The organism is Moraxella sp. K23, from assembly GCF_041154765.1.
Taxonomy (GTDB): domain Bacteria; phylum Pseudomonadota; class Gammaproteobacteria; order Pseudomonadales; family Moraxellaceae; genus Faucicola; species Faucicola tetraodonis.
This window is the reverse complement of the sequence record NZ_AP031596.1, coordinates 17,115-43,901: the sequence shown is the minus strand read 5'-3', so window position 1 is coordinate 43,901 and position 26,787 is coordinate 17,115. Positions and strand designations below refer to the sequence as shown.

The following is a 26,787-nucleotide window of genomic DNA, read 5'->3' as shown; positions in this document are numbered from 1 at the left end:
TATTGAGAGTAACAAATCAAGTTAAGTAAGAGAAATTTCATTTTACTTTTTCAGAATTACTAAGTTAATAGTTTATTAACTTACCTGCCTTATAAGGATTTTAAAGTTATCAAAGATTCTAGCGATAACTTGTTCTTTTGGTTCATTCCAAAGCTTAGATAAATTATCCATCACTGGCATAACTTCGCCAGGAAAAATTGGCTGATTTTTATTTTTAATAAATGGGCCATCAGTTTCAGTGATGATTCGATTTTTGGGAATTTTGCTGACGAGCTGTTTTCCTTTGTTGGTTGAAAGCATCCTTTGATTTACTGAAAACCAACAGCCATTAGCTATCGCTCTGTTTAATTGAATTTCATTTCCTGTGTACCAGTGTAGAACAGGTACGCCATTCGAAAAATGATTTTTTAAACAGTCAAGTACGCTATCCACAGCCTGAAGACTATGAATGGTTAAAATTTTAGGAGTAGACTTATTCGATTGTATAACAATATGCTCAAAAACTTTCTGTTGAATCGGTTGAAATTGTTTTAGTGAGCGCGAGCCATCTAATCCTATTTCACCTATATATTTTGTGTCGTCCACTAATAGGTCAAATAAATCTAGTTCTTCACTACGTTCATGAGCTATCTGTGGATGCAAACCAAGAGCTGTTTGAATTCTTTGATGGTTTTCTGCAAGTTCCTTTGTACCGAACCATGCTTTAGGTGTTGTCGTGACTGATAAGATATAACTTGAAGCATCGCATAAAGAAGCGACTTTATGCGAATTTTCATATAAATCCAAATGGCAATGCAGATCAATCAATGGGTACATTAGACAGTTACATCCAAATTTTGAGTTTGTAAATAATTTTTCACTTCACCCATTCCCCTTAAAACAGTATCGATAATGCTCTGACGTTCAGTTTTCTCAAATGGTAATGAACCAGACCTTGCCACCCAAATATTTTTATTCGAAGCATTTTCTAAATTCCGAATAGCGACAATCATAGACATCAAATCGTCTCTATTATTAGGGTTCTTGATGACATCGTTTAAAATTGGGAATTGGTATGGTGTAGTATCATTATAAGTGGCTGCATTAAAAGAAGCTCGCCTAATCAAGCATGGCACACATCTGCCGCATTGAGTACCTGAGCGTTTCCATTTACCACAGGAAACTGTATCAACGGCAACTTTTTTCAGTAAAGTCTGATTTTGGCAGTCTACTATCATCTCACCCTTTGTTTTAAACTGGTAAGGGTTCAATAGCTTAACAGGCAGACCAATATTGACAAACAACTCGTTCAACTTTCCTAAAAAAAAGGGATGGGTTGTTCTTGTACTCAATGAACCAATTCGTCGAGCTGTTAATGGTGGATTGATCGAAATAAGCCCATTTTCTGGGATATAAAGGTTAACGGTTTGATTATTATAGTGGTTTTTTGATAACGCAGTAGCAATCAATGCTCCAAATGCAATAAAGTTAAAACTCCGTGTTCTCATTTGTACATCGACTGGGATTTCTTTTACTTTTCTTGGGTTTGCGACGACTTGAAATTTAGCATTAGTAAGGCGAAGTTTGTTATAAACATCATCCTGTTTTTCCCTATCTTTTGGATAAGCATGGCTGACTAGTACAGGTTTTTTCCCTTGTTGTGTTAAATCTATGGCTCCAATCATACTGTCAAGACCGCCAGAGAATAAACAAACCGAGTCATGATTATCGATGTGTATTTTTCGAGCTCGTCGATGCGTTATCTTACTTGGTATTTGAAAATCACTTTGACTAAATTCAAAATCCCATAAGTCACCGCTGAGAAAATGTAAAGTTTCTTGAAGTAATGATCTTTGTTGTTGCCACAAATCTGGTTCTAGTAAAGGTAGATGAACCTTAAATTGACGACACCAAGCATCTTCTGCTCTTGTGTTTCGTTCAACAAAAGTATCAGCGGCAGTAACTGCTAACGATAACATCATTAAGTCAAAAGCTGTTTCGTCAGGCTGTTCTTGTAATCTTCTGAATTCTTGTAAAGCAGCTCCGCCAATACTGTTGTACATACCTTCCAGTGCAGATTTGCCAAACATCCGGACTGGTAATACATTGCTTGACATATTAGGTAATCTAGTGAGGTCAGTCTCAAAATATAGTTCAATCATTTAGATAGTCCTCCCACTCGGTCCAAATCTCTTTAAGTGCGGTTTGTTGGATGGTTTCAATGTCAATGCGGGTTAGTGTATCTTTGTTTTCTTTTAGCTGTTCACTCATATGTTTATCTACACAAGATTCAATCAGAGCATGTAAATCGTTTTCTAGTTCAAGAAATTTCTCTGGCGTATCTGCCTTGTCAAACGATGTTCTGGAATCTAGCATAATTTCTTCAAATAAGTATTCTGAGGTGTAATTAAGCATTAAATCAATAATCAAATCATCAGAAATTTGACTAGCGTCGAAGTCCTCTACCCCATCCAAGCATTCTGATAATGATTGATTTAAACTTGCTCTGATTCTTTCAGAATCACCATCCACTTCTAGGATTGTTTCAATGATTTTATCAATGACAATATCGATTGGTTGACCATTTAAATCAGATAATTTCAAACCTAAATAATCATTGCCAGCTTGAATGTTCTTAAATACATCAAATAACCCACCGCCTGCTCTAATTATTTTCTGGTAACGTTTTGGACCTACAGTTTTGCCACCAGTTGCATGTTTGGCATAATGACCGATAGCTTTCTTGAGATGATTGCTTGATTTATTTCCCGCAGCTTTACCTAGCTCACCTCTAAATCTCTTTAAATTTCTATCAATATTGGGTATTGGTTGGTTATCTTCATTAGCCCAAGAAGGAACTAACGGTGATTGCCCATTTGTTCCTTTACTGGAAGTTGATGTTCCCATAAATTTGTCACTCCCTAAAATTAGTTGTTGAACCATTCTTCATCTTTCACTGATGTTTTGAACCAAGGTTTTGATGTAGGCATTACTTCCGAGAAAAATGCTTTAAATTGAGGTCTGGTTTCTTCTCTTTCTTTAGCTAATAAAAACGCACCTGCATAACCATTTGGTTTATCGGCCCAATTAGAATTTTTACGCAGCTCATCTAATATTAATCCCATTACTTTCATCTCTTCACCGTCAGGAATGATACTAATGGCTTGTAAAGCGGCTCGTGAGGAGACCTTATTTGTACGCAATAGCAAATTAAATGCTTGACTTGCAGGTTCTGAAAGCCCTTTAGAAATAACCCTTAGCGGTACAGTTTCCTTACTTAAATAGACTAGTGGACGTAAATCTCTATTAGACAATGCTGGTTCTAGACTTATCCAATCAAAAATAAACCATTTATACTTATCCCACTCACTAGGTAATAATTTCTCAAATTGCTCAAAATCTTCTTTTGATGATTCAAGTTTTTTAAAAATTTCTGGTTTACCATCGGCCGTCGCATTTATTTCATTGTATAAGGTTGAAACTGCTTTAGAGTCACAGCATCGCTCAAATAATGCCATTTTCGCAATGAGTTTTAAATCTATGGGCATTTGACGTGCACTAGCAACCATATTTCGCATACTAATGACGTTGAGCATTCGTTTAACAATACGTGGATTACCTTCAACATTTTTTGAAGAAGCTAACAAAGGAGCGATACGATCTGCTACATTAAAGTCCGTTAAAAGATTTTGCACAGTTGGAGCAGCACTATCTAAAAGCTCAAGTGCATCGTTTACACTAATTGGCTCTTCTTTCCACGAAAGGCGTAAATTTTTCTCCAATCCCTCTCTTAGATTTTCCAGTTTTTCTTGTTGCTGACCATAGATAGGGTGAATTGAAGCATACAGTAGGAATAGATAAGCCCTTACCTCTCTAGTACTTATTTTTGGGACTTTGACAGGAAATTGAATCAATTTATCCAAATAATCGGTAACATGCTTTTCATCAATGCCATTAAAATGCTCTTTAACGGCATGTCTTACCATGTCTTCATCTGCAGCAATAACGAATGCTGTATTTTTCATGAATAAAAATAAGCGTAAAGATTCCAATGTCTGAATAGTTTGTTTTGGCAAACAACGATCTAAATTATCAACAAATACAATAATTTTTTTGTTGAACTCTGTTAAAAGTTCTTCAAGTTCTGTTTTTAGTGCAGCGATTTCCTTTGGTGCAGATAGAGCTTCTTCATTAAGAAAATCTTTAGTTCCTTCTTGTCCACTCTCGATAAATTTATTTACTGCCTCAGCATCTTCTTCGTTTGCTTGCCCGTTGAACCCATTGCCAACGGCTTCAATTGCTTTGGAAGCCATACCAAACATAGGAACACCTGCGGCTAATGCAGCCCCTTCGGTGAATAATCCAAATAACCTTAACTTATTAATTCTCTTACTAATTTTTTTTGTTTTCTTAAAAAGACTTTCATTATCTTGAACTAATTTTGCGATTTCTAGTGTTATTACTTCAAGTAAGGAAGCACGAGCATCATCAAAACCTTGGTATAACCAGGCATCAAATTTGATAATAATAAAATCATTATTAGTTTCTGCCTGGATTGTATCTTCAATTAAATTCAATATGGTTGACTTACCTGTTCCCCATGAGCCAAACACGCCTATTGAAATAGGTAACATCGAGGGGGTTTTTAACACATTAACTACTATCTCGGAAGCTTCCGAATAATTTAAAAAATCCTTTTTAGAATCAGTATCTGACCACATTTTTCGACCTATGTTTATCCTATTATCTTTTGTTTGAGTATACTAAGATAAAATTTAATAAAAAAGCAGATTTAAAAAAATTACGACAACTTATGTTATTTGATATCAGGCTAAAGTATTTTAATTAAGTTTTTTAAAAATTATTTAAAGAAAATTATATTAATATTATTGATATGTTTTTATTAAAGTAAATAATAGCGGTTATTATTGAACGCCAAATACGACAAAACTGCTGATTAGCCAGCGGTTATAATTTTCAACAAGAACAAGTGTTTTACTTAATTGAGAATTGACTGTGGTATATCTAATAGATATGGGTTTTGATTTATAAAATGGTGAAAAATAATTATTTTTATTGGGCACAGTCCTTTTTGACTAATTCATTATCAAAGTTTGGCTAAACATTTATTAAATCAAAAAATAAGCCCCTATTTCGGGGCTTATTTTTTAACACCACAACACAATTATTGATCAGTCATTCGCTCAATTCTCACCAACATCACCCGATTTGAGAAGATCTCGATAACAGTAAAGCGATAACCATCTTCCTCAATACTGTCATTGATATTTGGTAAATTGGGCAAATTCGCACCCATATAACCCCCAATCGTCAACTGCTCTGCATCCGCAAACAAATCGGAGTTATCGAGTTCTAAGCGCAACTGGTCTAAGCTTGCGGTACCATCGACCAACCAATGATTATCATGCTGGGTAATTTCTGGTGATTCGTCCTCGTCAGGGAACTCACCAGCAATCGCTTCAAACAAATCCAGCGGCGTGACCAAACCTGACACTTGACCAAACTCATCAATCACGATGGCTAAATTACCTTTGGAATTTTTAAGTAGCTTAATCAAATGCAAATTATCAATCGTGTCTGACACATACACGGGCTGGTGCTGTTTTGCCAAATCATACAAGGCTTGTTTATCAGCGTCTGTCATCGTTTCAAGCGTTGATAAAATACTCTTAGAACGCACCACACCCAAGATTTTATCGACTGAGCCATCGCAAATCGGTAATAAGCTATGCGGGGTACTTAACACCTGTGTCTTGATATCAGCCAACGACCCATTGATATCGACCCATGAAATGTCATTGCTCGGTGTCATCACTGTTTCGATATCTCGCTCACCTAGGGCTAACACGCTGCTAATCATATAGCGTTCTTCTTGGACAAAGGCGACTTCCGTATCAGATGGCCTATCTTCGCTAACGAGTTCACTGTTTGGCTCTGCTTTACCACCCATTAGTCGTAAAATACTGTCGGCGGTACGCTCACGTAGTGGTACACGATTTTCATATTTGGTGCGGTTACGTTGGGCAAACTGGTTAAAGGCTTCAATTAAGATTGAGAAACCAATTGCCGCATACAGATAGCCTTTGGGTAAATGAAAACCAAAACCTTCAACAATTAAGCTAAAGCCAATCATGAGCAGGAAGCTTAAACACAAAATCACGACAGTTGGGTGACGACCGACAAAGTTCGTCAACGGCTTTGAAGCAAATAGCATCACCGCCATAGCAACGATTACGGCAGCCATCATCACTTCAAGCTGTTTTACCATACCGACCGCCGTAATCACCGCATCAAACGAGAATACCGCATCTAAAATCACAATCTGTATGACGACAGCGGTAAAACTGGCGTAAATTTGCTTACCGCCGGTGTGTTCAGGTTTGCCTTCGATACGTTCATGTAGTTCTGCCGTGGCTTTAAACAACAAGAACACACCACCGACAATCAAAATTAAATCTCGAACAGAGATATCGAGCGAACCGAATAACGCAATGGGATTGGTCAAGGTGATTAACCAAGACATCACGAACAACAATCCGAGTCGCATGACTAAGGCTAACGTCAAGCCTAAGTTACGGGCTTTATCCCGCAGGTGAGGTGGTAATTTGTTGGCAAGAATGGCGATAAAAACAAGATTGTCGATACCCAGAACGATTTCTAGAATGACAAGTGTGAAGAAACCCAGCCAAACCGATGGATCAGCCAATAGTTCTATCATGGAAACTATACCCTTTTAAGTAATTAATCAGTCATTAAAATTGTTGAGTCAATGACTAGGGCAGATTGGGTGGGAAAGTTGGATAAAATAGGGCGTTGTTAGCGGTTTTCCTGACCTCCTCTTACCTTAGCAAAAGACAAGTCAAGGTCTGGCTAACTATGGGAAACCTTTAAATAAGGTTAAATGGTCATAGCTGATTTACCGATGGGATGGTAACATCCACATGGATTGACGATAAATCACAAGCTTAAAAAAGCAGGAAGTTACTCCCCTTGATGATCATGAGTATATTTTAAGCAACACTAAAAAGCAAATAGTTGCTTAAATTAATTAAAGCAATTTGTAACTAAACAGTTCGACTATTAATGTCGTAAACTTTTAATCGCTAACACAATCGCCCCAACCACCATCGCAATGGCAGCTCCATAAAGAAAAGTATTAAAATTAGCGCCACTTTCAACGGCTTGCTCCAAAAATAAAATCACCAAAATGATCATCGATACTTGCATCAAATTAATTTTTAAGTCATGAAAATCATGAATGCCAAGTACAGTTAAAAAACGAGATTCTTGGGCAGGTTTGTTGGAGATAAATAAACGGTAATAGGCAATCGCAATCATCTGAAAACTTAATGCAATCAATAAAATATCCAACGTCTTTAGCAGATTAACCGCCAAAATCTGCCCATCAAGGGGTTTAACCGCGGGATTGGTAATAAAGTCGGATAGCACATGAAAAATAATATTTAATGAAGCAACATACAGCGTTACTGAAGAGAGTAGGCTCACAATAATCGTGAGAAACACCAAATAACGGCTATTTTTAAACAGCTTTTCCATCATAAAAAAAATAAGCCTTTGTAAAAAAGGCTTATTTTATCACAGTTAAACATGATCATTAGCAATCGGTAATTACCGTCGGGTCTATGCTTTACCCAAATTCGGAAATTTCACTGACAAAATCGCCGTTATCGTTAATACCGTAGCGATAAAGCCGAGTGAAATAGCCATCGGCACGTGAAACACCTCAAGCAGTAGCATCTTGGCACCGATAAACACTAAAATCACGCTTAATGCATACGGCAGTAAATGGAACTTATCCGCCAAGCCTGACAACAAGAAGAACATCGCACGTAAACCCAAAATCGCCAGTAAATTTGCCGTCAATACAATAAACGGGTCGGTGGTTACCGCAAAAATCGCGGGAATCGAATCCACCGCAAAAATCACATCCGACAATTCCACCAAAATCAGCACCACCGCTAATGGGGTGAAATACTTAACGCCGTTTTTAACCAGTACAAATCGCTCTTGACCCGATGCATCATGGCTATCATCACTGATTCGCAAATGTTTTTGTAAAAACTTATACAAACCTGACTGTTTTGGGTCTTCTTGTTCATCATGGTTTTGCCACATCTTGATACCCGTGTACAGCAAAAAGGCACCAAATATATATAAAATCCAGCTAAACTCACTTACCAGCCACGCACCCGCAAAAATCATCACGGTACGCATGACAATGGCACCAATCACGCCATACAGTAGAATTTTACGCTGCATCGCAGGCGACACCGCAAACGCCGCAAAAATCATGAGCCACACAAACACGTTATCAATGGCGAGTGACTTTTCGAGTAAATAACCCGTGAAGAATTCACCGACTTTTTGATTGGCGATTGCCGAGCCAAACGACCCGTTTAGATACCACCATAAGCCACCTGCAAACAGTACAGAGACACCAACCCAAATCGCACTCCAAATCCCTGCCTGTTTCATGGATACGGATTCGCCTGGCGGCGGAGTCTTAAAAGTAAAAAAATCGACTAACAGTAATGTTGCCACAATGGCAAAAAACACGGCGTATAACATCGGACTGCCGATAGCTATCGCTTCGGTGTTGGCAGGTAAACTCGCAAGTAACATTATCGCTCCTTAAACGTCTCATCAAAAAATTGATAGTGTCATGGAAGCGATGGAAAAAGGTTAGCCTAAAACAGAAAAACCTTGACCCATGCTAACCACAAATGATTAACAACGAGTCAAGGTCTGGCTAACTATTGTGACAATAGCTGACTTACCGATAAGGGCTAATAATTGAACAATGCCTTACGTAATGACGATAAGCCACAAACTTAATAAAGTGAGAAGCTACTCCCCTTGAGTAACGCTAGCTTACTTTAAGCAACATCATTAGTCAATATGTTGCATATAAATAATTATAGAAGGGGTCAGCACAGAATTCGGAGAAAATAGTACGCTAAGGAATTTTGTTTATTAATAAGTTTATTAAAATCAAAGACTTATTTTTTTACCCTTTGCCTTTTTAATAGAGATGAATAATATGCAATTTAATTAAGAGTATTTTCATAAATTTATTAAACAACAAACACATAGAATTCAATAAATGTACCTAGCGTACAATATGAACCGAATTACGTGCTGACCCCAAGTTGATACGATTCAATTTGTCCAAAAAACGAGGGTTTTTTAGACAATTTTATTTAGGCGAAAAAACAGGGGCAAATCGCCCCTATTTTTATCAATTAACTTGTCTACAAATCAGCATCCAATAAATATATAGATAGGCCCTATTAGAAAATTTTAATTAAAATCAACGAAGGGTAGTTACTAAAAGGCTTCAAGTACTACGCCAAATGAGCAATCTCATCAATTAACTCAGGCTTTTTGCCTAATAATTTAAGTAAAACTTGAGCTGAACCGCTGGGTTTACGTTGTCCTTGCTCCCAAGATTTTAACGTATTGACCGAAATGCCTAGGATTTTGGCAAATTGACTTTGCGATAAACCCGCTTTATGACGGACTTAAGCCGTATCTGATATGTCTGTCGTACGTGCAAAGATACCTGCTTTGATTTGGTTCAATGCTTCAATCAGATTGTCTCGCTCTGCGACTAAATCAGGTTCATCATCAATAATCGCTTGAACAGCTGCTTCAATATCGAAGTCTTTAGGAAAATTTGTTTTCATCGGTTATCTTTTTAGCTTTTGAAGCTCACTTGGCGATATATTTTCTTGTTCATTTTTTGCGTAGAAGTAAGACATCACAATCAGCCCATCTTCTAATACATTAAAGTAAATGAGACGAACGCCGGTATTTTCAATCATAAAAAGACCAAACAAATTTCCTTAGCGTGCTATTTTCTCCAAATTCTGTGCTGACCCCATGTAGGTTTGAATTTTATTAGTGTCCTAAATTAGTTGACCACCACCAGATTCTTATCAAAGACTTCATCATCTATTATTCGCCAAACGGCAACTTGCTGATGGTCTTTGGTGGTGACTAGATTTAAAGTTTGTTCAATCATTGCTTGAGGTCTCATATCCTTATGATGTTTATTTGCTTCAAACCCAGTTACTTTACACTTAGCGGTTTAATTAAGCTACTTACTTGAGCTATTTGCTTCAGTTATTAGGCTTGGCTACTTACTCAACTTCAATATTCTAAAGGCGCCCTGAATAACTAAAGCAAATACGATGCTACCAATAATCAAATCAGGCGTACTAGAGTGTAACCAATTAACCAAAATCCCTGCAACAATTACCCCTAAATTGATAATCACATCGTTTGAAGTGAAAATCGTACTGGCTTGCATATGGGCTTCTTCTTTGCTTTTCGATTTTTGTAGTAAATAGAGGCAAATCGAGTTTGCAATTAGCGCAAGAATCGATATGACTATCATGGTAGAAAAGTCAGGTAACTGCTCATTGCCAAAGAAACGTCTTAGTACTTCTAAAAAACCAAGAATCGCCAGCGTAATTTGAAAATATCCGGCAACTCTAGCAATCCGTTTTTTCTTAATGACCGTTCCACCGACCGCAAATAAGCTAATTCCATACACGAAGCTATCTGCTAACATATCTAAGCTGTCGGCGACCAACCCCATCGAACGAGAAATCAGTCCCGTGCTCATTTCAATAATAAAGAAAGCAAAGTTAATGACCAGCACTATCCATAGTAGCTTTCTTTGCTCAGCATCTTTTTTGTGACTAGAGTCAGCATCAACTTTAAAATTATTGTTGGGATCAGAGGGGTCAATGGTTTCGGTCGAGAGTAGGGTGTCTCCTAATTTTAGGTCATGAATAGCAGTCTCTATCCCTTCTATATTGTCATGATGAAACACAGTTAATTGACGGTTAGGAATGTCGAACTCAAGATGTTCAATATTCGAGTGGCCCTCTAATTTCATTCGGATTAGGTTTTCCTCCGAAGGGCAGTCCATCTTTGATATTTTAAAAGTTGTTTTATTCATAGCTACATTTATATCCGGGTGGTGGTTCAAAAAGTAGGCTGGAAAAAACAGGCTGAGAAATTGATAAATAGTGAAATGCAAATGACACTATACATCAAATGCCCAGCCTGTCTAAGTGACAATATAAAGAAAAATGGTTTCAAAAGCTATGGTAAGCGAAACTATAAATACAAAGACTGCAAAAGGCATTGAAGGTAATAATTGCATTATCAGACATCGAGTAAGGCGAGCATTTAGGCGAAGTTGTAACTTTCCTAAAAAGCTGGAAAATCACTTTAAAGCCTTTGATTTAGCTTTCTTTGGGGTCAGCACAGAAAACGGACCATATAGGGTGGTAAGTACATTTGTTTAGTATTTAAATTACTGTGATAGGTAAAACTCATCATTGGAACAACTGACCTCTGCTGTCAAGAACGGAGAAAAACACTTGGTAGATTATGTCAGGCAGCCTGACGGTAAAAGGGGTCAGCACGGAATTCGGTTCATATTGTACGCTAGGTACATTTATTGAATTTTATGTGTTTGTTGTTTAATAAATTTATGAAAATACTCTTAATTAAATTGCATATTATTCATCTCTATTAAAAAGGCAAAGGGTAAAAAATAAGTCTTTGATTTTAATAAACTTATTAATAAACAAAATTCCTTAGCGTACTATTTCCTCCGAATTCTGTGCTGACCCCATTTACTGCTATCTCTAGCTCCAATTGTTTTCGAAGTGTTTTGAAAAGCGTGCCGAAAGTAATAGACAATCATAAATATACAACCATCTTTTGTTAGGTAAGAAGAATATTGAATTAGTTAACCGGACTTATAACAGCCTAATGCCATCTAAATAAGACCTAGACGATCACACCTGAAAGACAGGCGCGAATCCACCGCCTGGCGTACGGAAGTTAGTCACCTGACCTTGATACACACGCGCAGCAGGTAGTAACAGTTTTCCGCCATACGTATAAAGACGTATATCTACCTTTCTTGTTGTTACGATGTCATCAATTTTGAGTGATCTCTCTCCTGCAGGGACAAAGGTCTGTGCGATATAATCTTCATCCAGAATGTTTTCGAAGACGCGTCGAGTCAGTTTGCTACCGCGATAAACGCCTTTGCTTCCATGACCAGCAACTGGCTTAAAAAACAGTTGCCGCCGAGTAAGCCACAACTCTGCTGCATCGTCTCTTGATACAATCTTAGTCCTCGGTACAGACCTTTGGAGGCACTCCACTGCAGCCTCATCCAGACCCCAAGAGCGCAATATTTGGGAGTCTGATAGCAATGTCAGGTTTTGCTTATTGGCCAACATAGCATGTACGCGGGGATTGGGTGTCACTACCACAGCACCCTCTAAATAAGCCTGCTTAAGCAATACATGGTCAGGGTCCTCAAATGCAAAGTCGACAAGCCGATTGTAAATCATATCGATTTTCTGGCCATGGGCTGTTAACGTACCGTCGATATACTCGAGTTCAGAGGGATCAAGTATCACAGTATCAATACCTCTAGCTTGGAGCAGTTGACAGGCTAACTCAAACTCTAAGAACATGAACTGACTCTCGGGGTCATTGTCCACAATGGCTATCCGATTGGGCATAGCAACAGCGGACTGTCGCTGCCATTCCTGTTTGAACATGTCAAACACTGCTTCCTCGAACCTATCTAGCATTTGATTGGTTGCAGCGCTTTGCTCTGAGGGGTTGCAACAGCGTTTTTGTGCGCGAGCGAGCAACACATTCAGAAATGCGCCACCGGCATTAGTATTGACCTCGATGAGCTGAGGTCCATCGCTACCCAAGTGAAAGTCATAACCCATGAGGGCCCCTATTGGGCCTGGGTCGAAAGCAGCTATTTCTGGTGCCCACGACAGCACTTGCTCTTGATACAATGGCAGTTCGGCAGCTGACTCGATAGCCCTGACGATTCGCTCCATCGCCTCTATCTCTGTTTTGGGAACGAACACGGGTGTTGCTGAAAAAAGCTTATTAAGCTCGTTCGCTCCTATTGGATTGTTTCTATAGTTAAAACTGTAATATAATAAGCATTTTAAACCAATACCACCATGCCCAAAATATACAACCAAGACTTACGAGACAGAGCCGTCAACCACTGGCAAAAGACAGGCAACAAAAGCAAAACAGCTAGGTTGTTTGAAATCAACCGCAACACCCTTGATGACTGGATAAAGCTCTATCAAGAACAAGGGAATACCAAGCCAAAACCCTTTGCACCTGTTGGCGTAAAACACATTATCACAGACCTAATCGCCTTTGAGGACTACGTTAACGCTCAGGAATTCGACACCGCAAAACAGCTTAGAGAACAATACTTAAAAGACCATCCTGATATCAATATTTCCTATAACGCCTTTTTACAAACCTTACGTCGAATCAAATGGAGTTTTAAAAAAAGACCCCGCTCTTTAAGCAAGCCGATTTACTAAAGCAAATTGGGTTTAAACTGATGCTGGGTTTACTGCTATTAACCTTGAGCCTTACCGCTGACAACATCCTATTTATGGATGAAACAGGATTTTATCAAAGGCAATATTACACCCGCAGTTGGTCGCCTATTGGCAAGCCTTGTTATGCCAAAATCGATGCCAATAAGGGTAAACGCTTAAACTTAATGGGAGCCATGCGATTAAAGGACTTTAAACTCATCGCTCCTGTTACCTTTGAAGGTGGTTGTAACCGTGTGATAGTTGAAAACTGGCTACACACGTTGGGACGAGATTTGCCAAAAGATGATAAGGGAAATTATCCAAACCGTGTATTGGTGTTGGATAATGCCAGATTTCATCATGGTGGCGATTTAAAGCAAATTGCGGAACTTTATAATATTGAACTGACGTACTTACCGCCTTACTCACCTGAACTCAATCCAATTGAGCAGTTGTGGGCAGTGATTAAGCAAAAGGTTCGTTTAACGCTAAGCAATTTTGATACGCTTAAGGATTGTGTTGAAAGTTGCTTGGTATAATTCGGTTTTAACTATAGTTTCTACCAATTGATCTTGAAGGCTTGTATTAAGCGCTTTACGATCAAGGGTAATGCAGTAGCACTCTTGGTTAAGTCGATTTGCAAGACCGTCATTTTTTTCGTTGTTATTAGTTGGGTGTTCCATTTAGAGTCCGTCGCTAAGTAGAGTACTCACGCTGACATACTCTAGTAAAAAGTAAAAAGTAAAAAGTAAAAAAGGTTCTTGGCGTGTTTAAGTAGTGCTAGCTACTTTCTAATGTTTCATTCCCTGAGACTAAATCATTATTTCGTTCATTTTTAATTAATATCTTTGCTAAGAGTAAACCTAGCTCAAATAATAGCCACATAGGAATCGCCAACAACAGCATTGATACACCATCAGGCGGTGTCACTACCGCGGCGATCCCAAAACAGCCGACTATGATATAACGACGCTTATCTTCTAAAATTTGAGTAGAAACGATTCCGGCCATTATCAGCAATAAGGTAACCACTGGAATCTCAAAAGTCAGTCCAAACACCATAAATAGCTTGAGGGCAAAGCTCAGATAACTGTCAATATCGGTCATTGGTATAACGTTCTGCGGAGCGAACATAATAAAAAATTTCAATACCCCTTTGAGTACGACAAAGTAGGAAAAAGCAACACCCGCATAAAATAGAAATATCGAAGATAGCAGTACAGGAATGGCAATTTTCTTCTCTTTTTTATATAAGCCGGAAGCTACAAATGACCAAATTTGATACAGGATATAAGGCATTGCTAAAAATGCGGCGACGAATATCGTTAAGCGAATGGGTGCCATAAAGTTTGACGTTATATCAGTGGCAATCATGGTCGAATTGATGGGTAACTGCGCCACTAATGGGTCTGATAAAAGATTATAAAGCTCGCGTGAAAATCCCACCAATACTAAGAATATAATTAAGACGACCACGCATATTCTTATTAAGTGCGTACGCAGCTCGATTAAATGTCCGGTAATAGGCATATCGCCAAGCGTACCTAACGTATCTCCAGACTCACTATTCTGTGTTGTATCTGTTGGCGCCTCAAACTCTATATCTGTTATTTTTTCTTGTCGACTTTTTTGCCGTTTAAATAGGCTCACTGATCCGCCTCCTGTTTAATGAACGAGGAGGTAGTATTCTGTTGATGGTCTTTATCATAAGGGGTGATTGACTGATGTGAAGCGTCTAGGCTTTGGTTCTGTGACTGCTCAAACTTTTGCATACTGCCACGCATTTCTGCTAATTCGCGCTTCATATCCGACTCGGTCTGACGGATTTTCGCAAGTTCATTTTGCATTTGTTGACGTGTTTCAGCTAGATCAAGCTCAGCTTCTATTCCAGATTGTAGGGTGGATACTGTACGGCGCAGTTTGGCATACCATTGCCCAGCGGTACGTGCGGCTTGCGGCAGTTTTTCTGGGCCCAATACGATTAAAGCAATGACGCCAAACAAGAGTAATTCGGAAAACCCAATATCAAACATAACAGTCACATATATTAATAGACTACTTAGTACCGCTATTTATAAGCGGCGCGCTTCATACTTTAGGCTGGTCATCAGTGGAAATAGGGCTGATTTCCATATCATCAGCCTGATTACCTACACGCGTATTTAAATCATTACTTGCAGCTGGCGTACTATTTTCATGGCTAAGCACATGATTTTTGCGAGCATTCTCGGGTTCTTCATCTTTGACCGCTTCTTTAAAACCCTTCACCGCACCGCCTAAATCTTTACCTGCATTTTTAAGCTTGGCAGTACCAAATACGACCACCACTACGACCAATAAAATCAGCCAATGTGTAATAGAAAAGCTGCCCATAACGGTATCCTTATATTTTGTGATCTTGTTTAGACCAGTATGTGTCAGTGTACTTTAGAACACTTTTTACCGTACCAGAATTATAGTTTCAAACGGCGCAATCGCAGCGCGTTAGCAATCACCGAGAATGACGACAAGCTCATCGCTGCCGCTGCTATCATCGGACTGAGCAGAAGCCCAAATATGGGATAGAGCACACCTGCGGCAATAGGAACACCAAGTGCATTGTAGATAAAGGCAAAAAACAGATTCTGTCTGATATTGCGCATGGTGGCGTGGCTAAGCTTATAAGCTTTGGCAATGCCCATTAAATCACCTTTTAGCAGGGTAATGCCCGCACTCTCCATCGCCACATCGGTACCGGTTCCCATAGCGATACCAACATTAGCTTGCGCTAGCGCTGGTGCGTCGTTGATACCATCACCCGCCATAGCGACCAATTTACCGCTGTCTTGCATTTCTTTGACGATACGGTTTTTATCCTCTGGTGAGACATCCGCATGAACTTCATCAATACCTAGTTTATTGGCGACTGCCTGCGCGGTTTTTTCGTTGTCACCGGTTAGCATCACAACTTTTAAACCTGCGTCATGAAGCAGTGAAATAGCCTCTTTAGTGCTTGGTTTAATAGGGTCAGCAACTGAAATAATACCAGCAGCTTTACCGTCTATAGCCACAAACATTACCGTTTCACCGTCTTTTCTACGGACATCAGCTTTAGTGGACAGCTCATTATCAAAACTATTTAGGCTTTCCATAAGCTTAGAGTTACCAATAGCGACTTTCTTACCATCGACCACGGCTTGTACGCCTTCGCCAGTAATCGACTTAAAGTCAGTAGCTTTAGGAATAATGAGTGATCTTTCTTGAGCTGCTCTAACGATAGCTTCTGCTAAAGGATGCTCGCTAGCGCTTTCTACTGAGGCTACCAATGCGAGGAACTCGTCTTCATCTTGACCTACCTGCGCATCAATTGTGGTAAGCTCGGGCTTACCAGCGGTCAGTGTTCCGGTCTTGTCGACGACAATGGTATCGACTTTTTCCATACTCTCTAACGCTTCAGCATTTTTGATGAGGACGCCGTTTTGCGCGCCTTTGCCGGTACCAACCATAATGGACATCGGCGTCGCTAGACCAAGGGCACAAGGACAAGCAATAATCAGTACCGCAATCGCGTTAACCAAAGCATAGGCCATAGCGGGCTCAGGGCCGAATATCGCCCAGACAATAAAGGTAATGACGGAGCAAATAAGCACGATCGGTACGAACCACCCAGCTACCTTATCTACCAATTTCTGTATAGGTGCGCGGCTACGCTGGGCTTCAGCAACCATTTGTACAATTTTAGATAATACTGAATCTGCTCCAACATTGACCGCTTCGACTAATAGCGTTCCGGTGCCATTTACCGTACCACCAGTCACTGTATCTCCTGCTACTTTTGATACAGGGATTGGCTCACCCGTCACCATTGATTCATCAACATTACTATTACCATCGATCACTGTACCGTCTACGGGTAGTTTCTCACCTGGTTTAACCCGTAGCTTATCGCCAGTGACAACCTCATCAAGCGAGACTTCGACTTCTTCACCGTTTTCATCGACACGTCTTGCGGTTGGTGGTGCTAGCTCAAGCAAAGCTCTAATCGCACCTGAAGTTTGACTTCTGGCTTTGAGCTCTAATACTTGACCCAACAATACTAAGGTTACAATGACAGCTGCTGCTTCATAGTAGACTCCGACTTGACCACTAGCGTCTCTAAAACTGTCTGGGAAAATATTGGGAAAAAAGGTCGCGACAATACTAAAAACATAAGCAGCGCCTACGCCTATCGCAATCAAAGTAAACATATTAAGATTGCGGCTTTTTATAGACTGCCAGCCACGAACGAAAAACGGGGCGGCCCCCCAAAGCACTACAGGTGTCGCAAGCACCAACTCAGCCCATTGTAAAACCTGTGAAGGTATACCATACTGACTAAAGTCAACTCCAAACATACCGCTCATAACATATATTAATAGCGGTATAGTGAGTACCGTACAGATCCAAAAACGACGAGTCATGTCGTCAAGCTCTGAGGTGTCCTCTTCACCGATAGTAAGCGTTTCGGGCTCAAGCGCCATACCACATATCGGACAACCGCTATTTCTAACGTCTCTCACTTCAGGATGCATAGGACAGGTATATACCGTGCCATCGTAATCAGCAGGTACTTTATCGTATTTACCGCCTTTAACAGATTTTACTCCGCTACTATCAGTATCCTTTCCATGACAGCTAGCGTGACTATCATCTTTAGCAACTTCGTCTTCAGGTTTAAGAAACATGCCACATATTGGGCAGTCACTTTTTTCAACATCTCTTACTTCTGGATGCATAGGACAAATATAGACCGTACCGCTATAATTTTCCGGTATCTTGTCGTACTTATCGTCTTCGACAGAATTTACCTCATTACTATTATTAGCATCCGCTCCATGACAATGCGCATGACTATCTTCATGGTTGTTGGATTCAGCAACCTCGTCTTCAGGTTTAAGAAACATGCCACATATTGGGCAGTCACTTTTTTCAACATCTCTTACTTCTGGATGCATAGGACAAATATAGACCGTACCGCTATAATTTTCCGGTACTTTATCGTACTGACCACCTTTGATAGATTTTTCATCGGCAATATGTTTCATAAAACCACTCCTTAAAGACAATAAATATTGATAATAAGTACAACTCTTAAAGCACTATCACTCAAAAATAGCAATCGACAGATATTGAACATTTCGATATAGGAATAAGAGGTTTTGAAATAAGAACAGTAAAACAAAGAGCAGTTACTGCAGTTGAAGGGGTAGGTAAAAAATCACATTAATTATCTGTGCAATCTGTCCTTTTAAGGTAAAGGTACCAGCGAAGACTATAGCGCTGATACCAGGTATCACCATTTTTTCATAATCAATTTCTTAGCTTGCCATACCTCTATATATAGCCGTCTATTCGAGCTCTTCAATAAGCGCTTGCATCTCAGCGATTTCACGCTTTTGCGCTTTAATAATATCGTCAGCGAGCTGTTGTACTCTAGGGTCTTCAATATCTGCTCTTGAGCTCGTCAAAATGGCAATCGAGTGATGAGGTATCATGGCTTGCATCCAATCGACTTGATCAACCGTTGCTTGGGAACGCACACCCCAAATACCTACAGCAAACATTACTACACTTATTCCATAAACCAGTAAATTAATCTTAGTCTTTTTATACATATTGCTCATAAAGGCGAGCATGATAATCGCCATGACTGCGCCCATATATAATGCCATATAGGCTCGGGTCTCACTAAAATAAACATGATCCAGCTGATAGGTATTAAAATACATCATGATAAACATTACAATCGTAGACGTCAGAATCATCAAAGTGAACTTCACATAAGGATTCATGCCCTGTTGATGATTCATGTTACCTTGATTTGAAGTATTCATAATATACCCCTTATTATTTTAATAATGTTAGAACCAGAATTTAACACCGGCAGTCAAACTACTGCTATCAACCGATTCATTTTCTTGACGCCGCTGGCCACGCGCACTGCCAAGAGCCGTCTCATAGCTCACACCGACGTAAGGTGCAAGTTGACGATTTAAAGTCTCGTACATTAATCTAACTTCAGCGTCAAAATCATTGAACCCTTTAGCAATACCGTTATCAGTATCGTCTTTACTAAAGGCTGTCAGCCCTACTTCTGGTCTGACAACCCAACGCTGAGTCAAACGCCACTCATATGCCGTACCTAAGTCAAGACGTACTTGACCATCAGTATAGAGATAGGCTCTTGCATCTGTTTCAACAAAGTATGGTGCAGTACCTACGATACCCGCCATAAGGGCAGCCTTATCGTTTTTGGTATCATAAGCGACACCTGCTTCACCATTCCAAAAAATACTTAGCGGCTTCCAATAAGCCAGTGAGGTCAGACTATCAATTTTTTTATCGTCCTTAGTCTGAACACTACCTTCGCTGCGTACAGCTAGGCGTCGCTCATCTTTTCCATACCAAGCATCCACCTCATAGTTAATCTGATCGTCATCAAACTGATAGCCCAACTGTTCTACAGAAACACCCCATAACGGCATATCACCCATCATCATAGGCTGACCATAGCGTCCATAGGGAACGCCGTTTGAATAGTCAGGACTGCGAGCATCAGCTGGAGCTTTACCACCTTGCATACCAGACATATCCATTTTGCCATGGTCCATGCCTGACATATCCATTTTGCCATGGTCCATGCCTGACATATCCATTTTGCTATGGTCCATACCTGACATATCCATACTGCCATGGTCCATGCCTGACATATCCATTTTGCTATGATCCATACCTGACATATCCATTTTGCTATGATCCATGCCTGACATATCCATGCCACTGTGATCCATATCCGACATGTCCATACCAGACATATCCATTTTGCTATGATCCATATCCGACATGTCCATTTTGCTGTGGTCCATGCCTGACATAGTTATGTCTTTTTTAACCGTGGACGGGTCAGCAGCATTAGCAAATGATGATGCTAGTAATACCAATGATGATACCCCGGCGAACCGTAAACCTACTTTATGTATTTTCATCTCATCTCTCACTTAACCATCAAAGATTTGCTTAAACGACCGCCACTTCTCTAAACATACCGGCTTCCATGTGATAGAGCAGATGACAATGCCATGCCCATCGACCAGCTTCTCCTGTGACATCAAAGCTAATTTTTTGTGCCGGTTGCACCATCATAGTATGCTTGCGCACCTGAAACTCGCCGTTAGGCATGCGCAAATCGCTCCACATCCCATGTAAATGCATCGGATGATTCATCATCGTGTCATTGACTAAGGTAATACGCACGCGCTCACCCGGCTTGATATTGACCGGCGTGGCCTCACTGAACTTAACCCCATCAAACGCCCAAATATAGCGCTCCATGTTACCGGTTAAATGTAGCTCGATCTCTCGGGTAGGCTTGCGCTGCTCCGCAAATATTGCCTCATCGACAGAGCGTAGCTGACTATAATTCAATACCTCTCTATTAATATTGCGCAGGTTGATACCTGGATCGTCAAGGTTCATACGTGGACTGTCCACACGCATATCAGACTTAAAGTCATATTCTGTTTTAGCGTGCTTAGCTTTATAACCATTAGCACCCATAGCACCCATCATATCTGCCATGGTGAGCCATTCAATTTTGTCCATAGCAGGCGTTGCCGCACGAGCACCTTCTTTGGTGGCAAGCGTTGCTGCGACATAGCCCGAACGGTCTATGTTTTGGGCAAATATGGTATGCGCATCTTTGGTCGGGGTGACAATGACATCATAGGTTTCAGCCACGCCAATGCGAAAGTCATCAATCGCAACTGGGGCGACATCAATGCCATCGGTTGCCACCACAGTCATTTTGAGACCGGGTATGCGCACATCAAAGATAGTTTGTGCTGAGGCATTGATAAAGCGTAATTTAACGCGCTGTCCTGCTTTGACGATTTGTGCCCAATTAGCTGCGGTCGTTTTGCCATTGATAAGGTAGGTAAATGTGTTTTCACCCGACAAGTCCGTAAAATCAGTGGGCATCATGCGCATCTGATTCCACATTTTGCGCTTATCAAACGCGGTTTTCATATCCGTTTCGGCAATATCAGCAAGCAGTTTTTTGAAGTCTGGTAGATGGTAGTTGTCAAAGTCGGCGCGCTGTTTGAGCAGCTTCAAGAGATTATGCGGGTTGCGGCTGGTCCAATCACTAAGCACGATCACATGGTCTTCGTCGATAGGATGACGCTCACGCCCTTTAGGTTCAATCACAATGGCACCCAGCATACCGGTTTGTTCTTGGAACCCACTGTGTGAGTGATACCAATAAGTGCCTGATTGTTTTAATTTGAATTTATAAGTAAAGGTGCTGTTCGCAGGAATGCCATCAAAGCTAATGCCCGGCACCCCATCCATCTCAAACGGTACTAGTAGTCCATGCCAATGGATAGAGGTTGATTCATCCATCTGATTATGAACACGTATCACCACCGTATCGCCTTCACGCATTTTTAGCGTCGGTGCTGGTAGTGAATCATTGATGAGCGTCGCCATGCTCTTTTTGCCGTTCACAATAGCGGACTGTTTACTGACGTATAAATCAAACTCTTTCCCTGTCAATACAGGTACTTTATGAACGTTTTGATCACTATTAATAGTAGCGCCCTGACTGCCTGAGCGACTCGATTGTCCCAATGCGCTACTAGCAATAGTCGGCATCAAGGAGGCACCAAGGACAGCAGAGGATCCGGTTAAAAAACGTCGGCGGTTCAGTATGTTCTTTTTATTCATAATGATAACCTTATTTAATTTGAGAGATGGTGGTTAAGCTTATAGTTATAATATTTTCGATATTTAACAGAATCTATTCACATCTAAGCCAACACTACAGCTGCTGCTGAGGAGACTCAATAGCAGCATAGACTTCTGTGGTGCCGTCTTTATTAAGCTGCATTACCTTATAAGGCATGAATTTACCTTCATACTCCATACCGGGGCTACCAACCGGCATACTCGGTACAGCAAGTCCAATAGCTTGTGCAGGAGGATTTGCTAAGAATTCAGCCATGTGTTTAGCAGGGACATGCCCTTCAAAGACAAAACCGTCGGTGGTAACGGTGGTATGACAAGAACGCATTTGCTGTGGTACGCCATAACGCTCCTTAAATAAGGATAGATCTGCAACATCGTGCGTGGTTGCGTTTAATCCATTACCTTCTGCATAGCCTACCCATTCTTTGCAGCAGCCGCAGTTGGCATCTTTATAAACCGTGGCTGAGACGTTTTTGAGTAATGATGACGAGCTGTTAACGGGAGCATTTGCAGGAGCAGAACTTTCATTCTGTACTTGTGCATTCTGGGCAGCAGACTGTTCAACCTGTACTGGTTGAGAATCAGAGCCACTGATATTAGATTGGCTGCAAGCGGCTAGCGTTAACGAGAGTGACGATGTCACCACCAATAAAAGGACACGACCGGATAACCAGTTATGTCCATTAGAAAACACATGTGTGTAATGTCTCATTAAATTAATCCTAAACGTCTATTGTTATGCTCGCTATTCTAAAAACTTACACCCTATATTTGAATTCTTATGTACTTAACTAAAAACATTAAATGTAGCACTGTTTAGTACTACATTGGTGATAGCGACAACCGTGAGTTGGGAGGCTTTCATATCTAGAAAGTATTAATGCTGCATTCCAGATCCATCATCCGACATATTCATATCACCATCAAATGACATGTCCATCATATCGTCATCTATCCTAGTGGTTAGCATCGTGTACTGAGCTTCATCTAATTTAGGTAACGATCTGATAAAAGCAACCATTGCCCACATTCTAGCGTCATCATGAGAGGCGCCCCATGCAGGCATTCCCGAAGCCATAATTCCGTGTTTGATTGCCCAAAAGCTTTGCTTTGCACCGTCCGCTGTTTGATAACGTTTGACGATCTCAGCCTTAGTGAAGTTAGGTGGCTTTGGATATAAGTTTTCGCTAAAGTCAGTTTTGTCCACTCCCGGAGATAAGTGACAGCCTGCACACATATCTTTATAGTCCGCGCCCCCAGAGCTGATATCGACCTTCTCTAAATCTGGTACCACAATATCTTTACTGGCATTTGCTATGGAACGATTGCGAGCGGTTTCCAAAAAGCTAAAAATCATTGGGCTATGCTCTTGGTCAGCTCCCACATAGACAACGCCACTGGTAACAATCGCAAACACGCTAACGATTGCCACAAATACAGTAAAGAGCGCACCCAATAAAAATTTCATATGTTTTCCTATAAATTTATTTCCGTTAAGTGTTGACTGCTATTTAACAGAGCTAAAATTTTTAAGATTTACTGTCGTTAGTAACGCAGTGTTTTTGGTACATTTGCTTCATTTTACCCATGTTAGCCATCATTGCTTTCATAGCAGGATCGCTCATGTCCATCTTGCTATGATCCATTTTTCCCATCATATCCATATGCTTTTTCATCTTTTCACAGTTCATTTGATCTTTTTCATCATGCATTTTAGGATCATGCGCCATAGCTGAGGTCGATACGACAAGAGCGATGGCCGTCATTGCGATTGATTTAGACAGTAATTTAAATTGTGACATGATTAACTCCTATTGTTTGGATTAAAGACTATTGAGTTCAATAGCTGTTAAACTAGCCTAAATGATATATTAATCATTCTGACTGGTAGATGACGTTAAGATTACAATGCTGTCATTCTTACCGCTTTAGATTTTAATGCGCGATATATTCATTTAATATGGCTTCAGCATTTGTATCACGATCGCTACCATATTTTTTCAAAAAATACTTTTCAGACTGCAAATGTTGCTCGTAGAGATGGTCTGTATCAGAGACAAACCTCTATGCGGCGTTGATTTAGAATACTAAATGGTGGCTGACAGCTAGATGACACGGATATTACATGTTCGTTAGGGACAGCCTAATATTGTCATCTTCTTGTCATTAAAACCAAATACCAGCATCTGTCTCTATCCAAAGAACACTGTTATAACAAGGGTTCCTGATAAATATATGGCTGATAAGCTAACAATGTTAGTGATACGCTGTTGACAACTATAATGATATAAAGGTAAACAACGATGAAAGTACTGTTAGTAGAAGATGAGAAAAACCTTGGAGAATATATTAAGAAAGGCTTAACTGAGGCCGGTTTCATCGTGGATCATCACATGACAGGTTTAGATGGCTATCATGCGTTGATGACTGAAGATTTTAGTGTGGTGGTGATGGATGTGATGCTGCCTGACGTCAGCGGCTTTGAGCTGATACAGCGCTACCGTGCTGCTGGAAAGCATACGCCTGTTTTATTTTTAACCGCTAAAGATGATTTAAGCGATCGGATTAAGGGCATTGAAATTGGTGGCGATGATTATCTGACCAAACCTTTTGCTTTTGCCGAGCTAATTGTCCGAATAAAAAGCCTATTGCGGCGTGCCAATCAATCAGACTATAAAAGCTCTGTCATACATATGGCTGACCTAAAAATGGATATTGCTAAACGCACTGTATATAGAGGCGATACCAACATAAAATTGACTGCTAAAGAATTTGCTTTATTACAACTTTTCTTAGAACGTCAAGGTGAGGTACTGCCACGCACTGTGATTGCCTCACAAGTATGGGACATAAATTTTGACAGTGATACAAATGTCATTGACGTCGCTATAAGACGGCTACGGATAAAAATCGATGATGGTTTTGACACCAAGCTTATTCACACAGTACGCGGTATGGGCTATCGATTAGAGCCACTGAATGTCGGAGCAGACAGTAGCATGGGCGACGATGACACCAACAAAGATGATCTAAAATAAAATGAGAGATAAATTTAAGAATCGACGCTGGCCTTTGTTATGGCGTACTGTTTTTTTACTGACAATATTTGTTGTTATCTCTCAAGTTGTTATTTATATATGGGTTCAGCGCTCTGTTAACGAGCACTTTGAGCAAATGGACTCAGAGATTATTACCCATGTAGCTTTTAACCTGCGTAAACGCATGGTGAATTTTAACGATCACATAGAACCTTTTACAGTGTCAAAGTCGCAAGCGCTAATTGATGCCAATCATCCACATTCTTCTTGGTTAGACTATGATTTAAAAACGTTAATATCAGACAAAAACGGCAATTTATTGTCCAGCGATCCCAGTAATTTCATCAATGATCTACCGGCAGATTTTAGCTTGTTACAACTATTGCAGGACTATCGCGATCAGCAGTTTATGATCAAGATAAATAATAGGCATTACCGAGCCATTATCATTACACATCAAGAGGTTTTGGCATTTATTGCTCTACCTATCGATGTGCATCATCAATATCTTATCCAGTTTAATCGCCAGCTGAGCTTGATACTTATCGCCATTACCTTATTATTGGTTTCAGTAGCAGCACTAAGTGTACACTGGGGTTTTGCTCCCCTAGCTACTATCGTACAAAAGATGAAAGGCATTAATCTTCAAAGGTTAGATGAAAGAATTGTGGTTGGCGATATGCCGTTAGAATTACGTCCACTAACGGAGTCTTATAATTCTATGATGGTCAAGCTTGAAAGTAACTTTGAATCATTATCACGGTTTTCAGACAATATCGCCCATGAGCTACGTACGCCAATAGCGACGCTGAGTACGCAAACGCAAGTCATGTTAACTAAGCCAAGAGAAAGCGACGAATACATTGAGCAATTGCATCATCAGCATGATACGTTAAAGCAGTTATCCGCCATGATTAACGATATGTTATTACTGGCAAAAACTCAAAAAGAGCTGAGTGATTCGCAAATCAGTCATGTCGATATAGAGAGCTTGATCACAAAGCTTATAGATTATTATGAGATGATTGCTGAGGATCGTGAGATAATCTTTGAAAAATCGGGTGATTTTAAAACAGTACTAGGTGATAAAGGCTTATTGCAACGGCTGTTTGCCAACCTGATGTCAAATGCGATTTATTATGCGGCTAGTAATAGCACTATTATGATATCCGCTACTGTCCTCACTTCAAGCACCTCGCTTAATGCGCCAAAAGACGATATTCAATCCCCAGAGCAGCTCTGGTTAAGAATAACTATGACCAACCGTCTAGACAAACCATTAAATCAGATTGAAGCCGATAAACTGTTTGAGCGATTCTATCGTCATGATAAAACGAATACGATGCATTCAGGAACAGGCTTAGGCTTATCTATTGTGCAAGCTATCGCCAATGCTCATAATGGCAAAGTTAGTATTACTATCAAAGATGAGTGTCTTTTTGAGGTTGCTGTAAAGTTGTTGATTGCCAGGTAGTAAATACCTTCATACTGTCTATGAACCGCTCAGATTAGGTCGAAGGCGAGTTTACTTGGAAGGTCTCTCTATCCATAAGATGAGA

At 40.2% G+C, this 26,787-nt stretch carries 27 protein-coding genes and 1 pseudogene; 5 read left to right on the top strand and 23 right to left on the bottom strand.

Annotation, left to right across the window (positions count from 1 at the left end):
* Nucleotides 1–75: 75 nt before the first annotated feature.
* The 12 genes and pseudogenes from qatD to ACAM37_RS11085 all read right to left on the bottom strand — a co-directional run bounded on the left by qatD (nt 76) and on the right by ACAM37_RS11085 (nt 10,990).
* The gene (gene qatD / locus ACAM37_RS11140; protein ID WP_369626869.1) at nt 76–816 is read right to left on the bottom strand and encodes a Qat anti-phage system TatD family nuclease QatD; all 741 of its coding nucleotides are present in this window, start codon (nt 814–816) and stop codon (nt 76–78) included.
* A complete protein-coding gene (qatC, locus tag ACAM37_RS11135) occupies nt 816–2,141 on the bottom strand; it encodes a Qat anti-phage system QueC-like protein QatC (RefSeq protein WP_369626868.1) in 1,326 nt (441 codons plus the stop codon). The genes qatD and qatC overlap by 1 nt, the downstream gene beginning before the upstream one ends.
* Nucleotides 2,134–2,886, bottom strand: coding sequence for a hypothetical protein (locus ACAM37_RS11130; RefSeq protein ID WP_201666677.1), 753 nt, complete (start codon nt 2,884–2,886; stop codon nt 2,134–2,136). Before ACAM37_RS11130 ends, qatC begins: the two co-directional genes overlap by 8 nt.
* Before the next feature lie 20 nt (nt 2,887–2,906).
* Nucleotides 2,907–4,700: a KAP family P-loop NTPase fold protein gene (locus ACAM37_RS11125; protein WP_201666675.1), complete on the bottom strand. Its 1,794-nt coding sequence runs from the start codon at nt 4,698–4,700 to the stop codon at nt 2,907–2,909.
* A gap of 464 nt (nt 4,701–5,164) precedes the next feature.
* On the bottom strand, nt 5,165–6,718 hold the full coding sequence (locus ACAM37_RS11120; protein WP_369626888.1) for a TerC family protein: 1,554 nt from the start codon (nt 6,716–6,718) through the stop codon (nt 5,165–5,167).
* A gap of 362 nt (nt 6,719–7,080) precedes the next feature.
* Nucleotides 7,081–7,560, bottom strand: coding sequence for a YqhA family protein (locus ACAM37_RS11115; RefSeq protein ID WP_095356921.1), 480 nt, complete (start codon nt 7,558–7,560; stop codon nt 7,081–7,083).
* An 81-nt stretch (nt 7,561–7,641) separates the two neighbouring features.
* Nucleotides 7,642–8,643 carry a TerC family protein gene (locus ACAM37_RS11110; RefSeq protein ID WP_060994617.1) on the bottom strand — a complete coding sequence of 334 codons (1,002 nt, stop codon included), beginning with the start codon at nt 8,641–8,643 and terminating at the stop codon, nt 7,642–7,644.
* 722 nt (nt 8,644–9,365) lie between these two features.
* Nucleotides 9,366–9,530 (bottom strand): annotated as a pseudogene (locus tag ACAM37_RS11105) (helix-turn-helix domain-containing protein); the annotation flags it as partial.
* A 12-nt stretch (nt 9,531–9,542) separates the two neighbouring features.
* Complete coding sequence (locus tag ACAM37_RS11100) at nt 9,543–9,707, bottom strand: hypothetical protein (RefSeq protein ID WP_257619762.1); 165 nt, start codon at nt 9,705–9,707, stop codon at nt 9,543–9,545.
* A 3-nt stretch (nt 9,708–9,710) separates the two neighbouring features.
* A complete protein-coding gene (locus ACAM37_RS11095; RefSeq protein ID WP_257619763.1) occupies nt 9,711–9,845 on the bottom strand; it encodes a hypothetical protein in 135 nt (44 codons plus the stop codon).
* An 89-nt stretch (nt 9,846–9,934) separates the two neighbouring features.
* Nucleotides 9,935–10,060 (bottom strand): hypothetical protein, encoded by a 126-nt coding sequence (locus tag ACAM37_RS11090; protein ID WP_256713876.1) that lies wholly within the window; start codon nt 10,058–10,060, stop codon nt 9,935–9,937.
* A 99-nt stretch (nt 10,061–10,159) separates the two neighbouring features.
* Nucleotides 10,160–10,990: a cation efflux transmembrane domain-containing protein gene (locus ACAM37_RS11085; protein WP_128681863.1), complete on the bottom strand. Its 831-nt coding sequence runs from the start codon at nt 10,988–10,990 to the stop codon at nt 10,160–10,162.
* A 75-nt stretch (nt 10,991–11,065) separates the two neighbouring features.
* Between ACAM37_RS11085 and ACAM37_RS12240 the strand changes: the two genes are divergently transcribed.
* A complete protein-coding gene (locus ACAM37_RS12240) occupies nt 11,066–11,182 on the top strand; it encodes a transposase-like zinc-binding domain-containing protein (protein WP_418001145.1) in 117 nt (38 codons plus the stop codon).
* A 658-nt stretch (nt 11,183–11,840) separates the two neighbouring features.
* On the opposite strand, the gene ACAM37_RS11075 is transcribed toward ACAM37_RS12240, so the two are convergent.
* Entirely contained in the window at nt 11,841–12,917 is a 1,077-nt protein-coding gene (locus ACAM37_RS11075) for an ATP-grasp domain-containing protein (RefSeq protein WP_369626887.1), read from the bottom strand.
* Between the two features lie 129 nt (nt 12,918–13,046).
* On the opposite strand from ACAM37_RS11075, the gene ACAM37_RS11070 reads away from it, so the two are divergent.
* Both ACAM37_RS11070 and ACAM37_RS11065 read left to right on the top strand, forming a co-directional pair.
* Nucleotides 13,047–13,427: a helix-turn-helix domain-containing protein gene (locus tag ACAM37_RS11070; protein WP_095357001.1), complete on the top strand. Its 381-nt coding sequence runs from the start codon at nt 13,047–13,049 to the stop codon at nt 13,425–13,427.
* A gap of 20 nt (nt 13,428–13,447) precedes the next feature.
* Nucleotides 13,448–13,966, top strand: a complete 519-nt coding sequence (locus ACAM37_RS11065) for an IS630 family transposase (RefSeq protein ID WP_369625809.1) — start codon at nt 13,448–13,450, stop codon at nt 13,964–13,966.
* A 241-nt stretch (nt 13,967–14,207) separates the two neighbouring features.
* Here ACAM37_RS11065 and tatC read toward each other — a convergent pair whose 3' ends face one another.
* From tatC to ACAM37_RS11015, 10 genes are all read right to left on the bottom strand, one after another.
* Nucleotides 14,208–15,077: a twin-arginine translocase subunit TatC gene (tatC, locus tag ACAM37_RS11060; protein ID WP_011959994.1), complete on the bottom strand. Its 870-nt coding sequence runs from the start codon at nt 15,075–15,077 to the stop codon at nt 14,208–14,210.
* Nucleotides 15,074–15,460 (bottom strand): Sec-independent protein translocase protein TatB, encoded by a 387-nt coding sequence (gene tatB, locus ACAM37_RS11055; RefSeq protein WP_099808687.1) that lies wholly within the window; start codon nt 15,458–15,460, stop codon nt 15,074–15,076. The genes tatC and tatB overlap by 4 nt, the downstream gene beginning before the upstream one ends.
* A 55-nt stretch (nt 15,461–15,515) precedes the next feature.
* Entirely contained in the window at nt 15,516–15,800 is a 285-nt protein-coding gene (gene tatA, locus ACAM37_RS11050; protein WP_011959992.1) for a Sec-independent protein translocase subunit TatA, read from the bottom strand.
* 80 nt (nt 15,801–15,880) lie between these two features.
* On the bottom strand, nt 15,881–18,490 hold the full coding sequence (locus tag ACAM37_RS11045; RefSeq protein WP_369626886.1) for a copper-transporting P-type ATPase: 2,610 nt from the start codon (nt 18,488–18,490) through the stop codon (nt 15,881–15,883).
* A gap of 303 nt (nt 18,491–18,793) precedes the next feature.
* Entirely contained in the window at nt 18,794–19,279 is a 486-nt protein-coding gene (locus tag ACAM37_RS11040) for a DUF305 domain-containing protein (protein WP_060995563.1), read from the bottom strand.
* A 27-nt stretch (nt 19,280–19,306) separates the two neighbouring features.
* Complete coding sequence (locus ACAM37_RS11035; RefSeq protein ID WP_369626885.1) at nt 19,307–20,431, bottom strand: copper resistance protein B; 1,125 nt, start codon at nt 20,429–20,431, stop codon at nt 19,307–19,309.
* 31 nt (nt 20,432–20,462) lie between these two features.
* Nucleotides 20,463–22,169 (bottom strand): copper resistance system multicopper oxidase, encoded by a 1,707-nt coding sequence (locus ACAM37_RS11030; RefSeq protein WP_160001745.1) that lies wholly within the window; start codon nt 22,167–22,169, stop codon nt 20,463–20,465.
* A gap of 94 nt (nt 22,170–22,263) precedes the next feature.
* The gene (locus ACAM37_RS11025; protein WP_369626884.1) at nt 22,264–22,902 is read right to left on the bottom strand and encodes a DUF411 domain-containing protein; all 639 of its coding nucleotides are present in this window, start codon (nt 22,900–22,902) and stop codon (nt 22,264–22,266) included.
* 165 nt (nt 22,903–23,067) lie between these two features.
* Nucleotides 23,068–23,658: a c-type cytochrome gene (locus ACAM37_RS11020; protein ID WP_099834547.1), complete on the bottom strand. Its 591-nt coding sequence runs from the start codon at nt 23,656–23,658 to the stop codon at nt 23,068–23,070.
* 61 nt (nt 23,659–23,719) lie between these two features.
* A complete protein-coding gene (locus tag ACAM37_RS11015; RefSeq protein WP_065253219.1) occupies nt 23,720–23,992 on the bottom strand; it encodes a hypothetical protein in 273 nt (90 codons plus the stop codon).
* 501 nt (nt 23,993–24,493) lie between these two features.
* On the opposite strand from ACAM37_RS11015, the gene ACAM37_RS11010 reads away from it, so the two are divergent.
* Together ACAM37_RS11010 and ACAM37_RS11005 are read left to right on the top strand one after the other, a co-directional pair.
* On the top strand, nt 24,494–25,228 hold the full coding sequence (locus ACAM37_RS11010) for a heavy metal response regulator transcription factor (protein ID WP_201666703.1): 735 nt from the start codon (nt 24,494–24,496) through the stop codon (nt 25,226–25,228).
* 1 nt (nt 25,229) lies between these two features.
* Complete coding sequence (locus tag ACAM37_RS11005) at nt 25,230–26,702, top strand: ATP-binding protein (protein WP_219300491.1); 1,473 nt, start codon at nt 25,230–25,232, stop codon at nt 26,700–26,702.
* Nucleotides 26,703–26,787 lie beyond the last annotated feature (85 nt).

Excerpts from the sequence above, each read along its gene's own strand:
- tatB (WP_099808687.1), bottom strand. The coding sequence starts at position 15,460 with ATGTTTGATATTGGGTTTTCCGAATTACTCTTGTTTGGCGTCATTGCT.
- ACAM37_RS11125 (WP_201666675.1), bottom strand. The coding sequence starts at position 4,700 with ATGTGGTCAGATACTGATTCTAAAAAGGATTTTTTAAATTATTCGGAA.
- qatC (WP_369626868.1), bottom strand. The coding sequence starts at position 2,141 with ATGATTGAACTATATTTTGAGACTGACCTCACTAGATTACCTAATATG.
- ACAM37_RS11085 (WP_128681863.1), bottom strand. The coding sequence starts at position 10,990 with ATGAATAAAACAACTTTTAAAATATCAAAGATGGACTGCCCTTCGGAG.
- ACAM37_RS11020 (WP_099834547.1), bottom strand. The coding sequence starts at position 23,658 with ATGAAATTTTTATTGGGTGCGCTCTTTACTGTATTTGTGGCAATCGTT.
- ACAM37_RS11005 (WP_219300491.1), top strand. The coding sequence starts at position 25,230 with ATGAGAGATAAATTTAAGAATCGACGCTGGCCTTTGTTATGGCGTACT.
- ACAM37_RS12240 (WP_418001145.1), top strand. The coding sequence starts at position 11,066 with ATGCAAATGACACTATACATCAAATGCCCAGCCTGTCTAAGTGACAAT.
- tatA (WP_011959992.1), bottom strand. The coding sequence starts at position 15,800 with ATGGGCAGCTTTTCTATTACACATTGGCTGATTTTATTGGTCGTAGTG.
- ACAM37_RS11065 (WP_369625809.1), top strand. The coding sequence starts at position 13,448 with ATGCTGGGTTTACTGCTATTAACCTTGAGCCTTACCGCTGACAACATC.
- ACAM37_RS11030 (WP_160001745.1), bottom strand. The coding sequence starts at position 22,169 with ATGAATAAAAAGAACATACTGAACCGCCGACGTTTTTTAACCGGATCC.
- ACAM37_RS11035 (WP_369626885.1), bottom strand. The coding sequence starts at position 20,431 with ATGAAAATACATAAAGTAGGTTTACGGTTCGCCGGGGTATCATCATTG.
- ACAM37_RS11015 (WP_065253219.1), bottom strand. The coding sequence starts at position 23,992 with ATGTCACAATTTAAATTACTGTCTAAATCAATCGCAATGACGGCCATC.
- ACAM37_RS11120 (WP_369626888.1), bottom strand. The coding sequence starts at position 6,718 with ATGATAGAACTATTGGCTGATCCATCGGTTTGGCTGGGTTTCTTCACA.
- ACAM37_RS11025 (WP_369626884.1), bottom strand. The coding sequence starts at position 22,902 with ATGAGACATTACACACATGTGTTTTCTAATGGACATAACTGGTTATCC.
- qatD (WP_369626869.1), bottom strand. The coding sequence starts at position 816 with ATGTACCCATTGATTGATCTGCATTGCCATTTGGATTTATATGAAAAT.
- ACAM37_RS11115 (WP_095356921.1), bottom strand. The coding sequence starts at position 7,560 with ATGATGGAAAAGCTGTTTAAAAATAGCCGTTATTTGGTGTTTCTCACG.
- ACAM37_RS11100 (WP_257619762.1), bottom strand. The coding sequence starts at position 9,707 with ATGAAAACAAATTTTCCTAAAGACTTCGATATTGAAGCAGCTGTTCAA.
- ACAM37_RS11045 (WP_369626886.1), bottom strand. The coding sequence starts at position 18,490 with ATGAAACATATTGCCGATGAAAAATCTATCAAAGGTGGTCAGTACGAT.
- ACAM37_RS11110 (WP_060994617.1), bottom strand. The coding sequence starts at position 8,643 with ATGTTACTTGCGAGTTTACCTGCCAACACCGAAGCGATAGCTATCGGC.
- ACAM37_RS11075 (WP_369626887.1), bottom strand. The coding sequence starts at position 12,917 with ATGGAGCGAATCGTCAGGGCTATCGAGTCAGCTGCCGAACTGCCATTG.
- ACAM37_RS11130 (WP_201666677.1), bottom strand. The coding sequence starts at position 2,886 with ATGGGAACATCAACTTCCAGTAAAGGAACAAATGGGCAATCACCGTTA.
- ACAM37_RS11095 (WP_257619763.1), bottom strand. The coding sequence starts at position 9,845 with ATGATTGAAAATACCGGCGTTCGTCTCATTTACTTTAATGTATTAGAA.
- ACAM37_RS11010 (WP_201666703.1), top strand. The coding sequence starts at position 24,494 with ATGAAAGTACTGTTAGTAGAAGATGAGAAAAACCTTGGAGAATATATT.
- ACAM37_RS11040 (WP_060995563.1), bottom strand. The coding sequence starts at position 19,279 with ATGAATACTTCAAATCAAGGTAACATGAATCATCAACAGGGCATGAAT.
- ACAM37_RS11090 (WP_256713876.1), bottom strand. The coding sequence starts at position 10,060 with ATGAGACCTCAAGCAATGATTGAACAAACTTTAAATCTAGTCACCACC.
- ACAM37_RS11070 (WP_095357001.1), top strand. The coding sequence starts at position 13,047 with ATGCCCAAAATATACAACCAAGACTTACGAGACAGAGCCGTCAACCAC.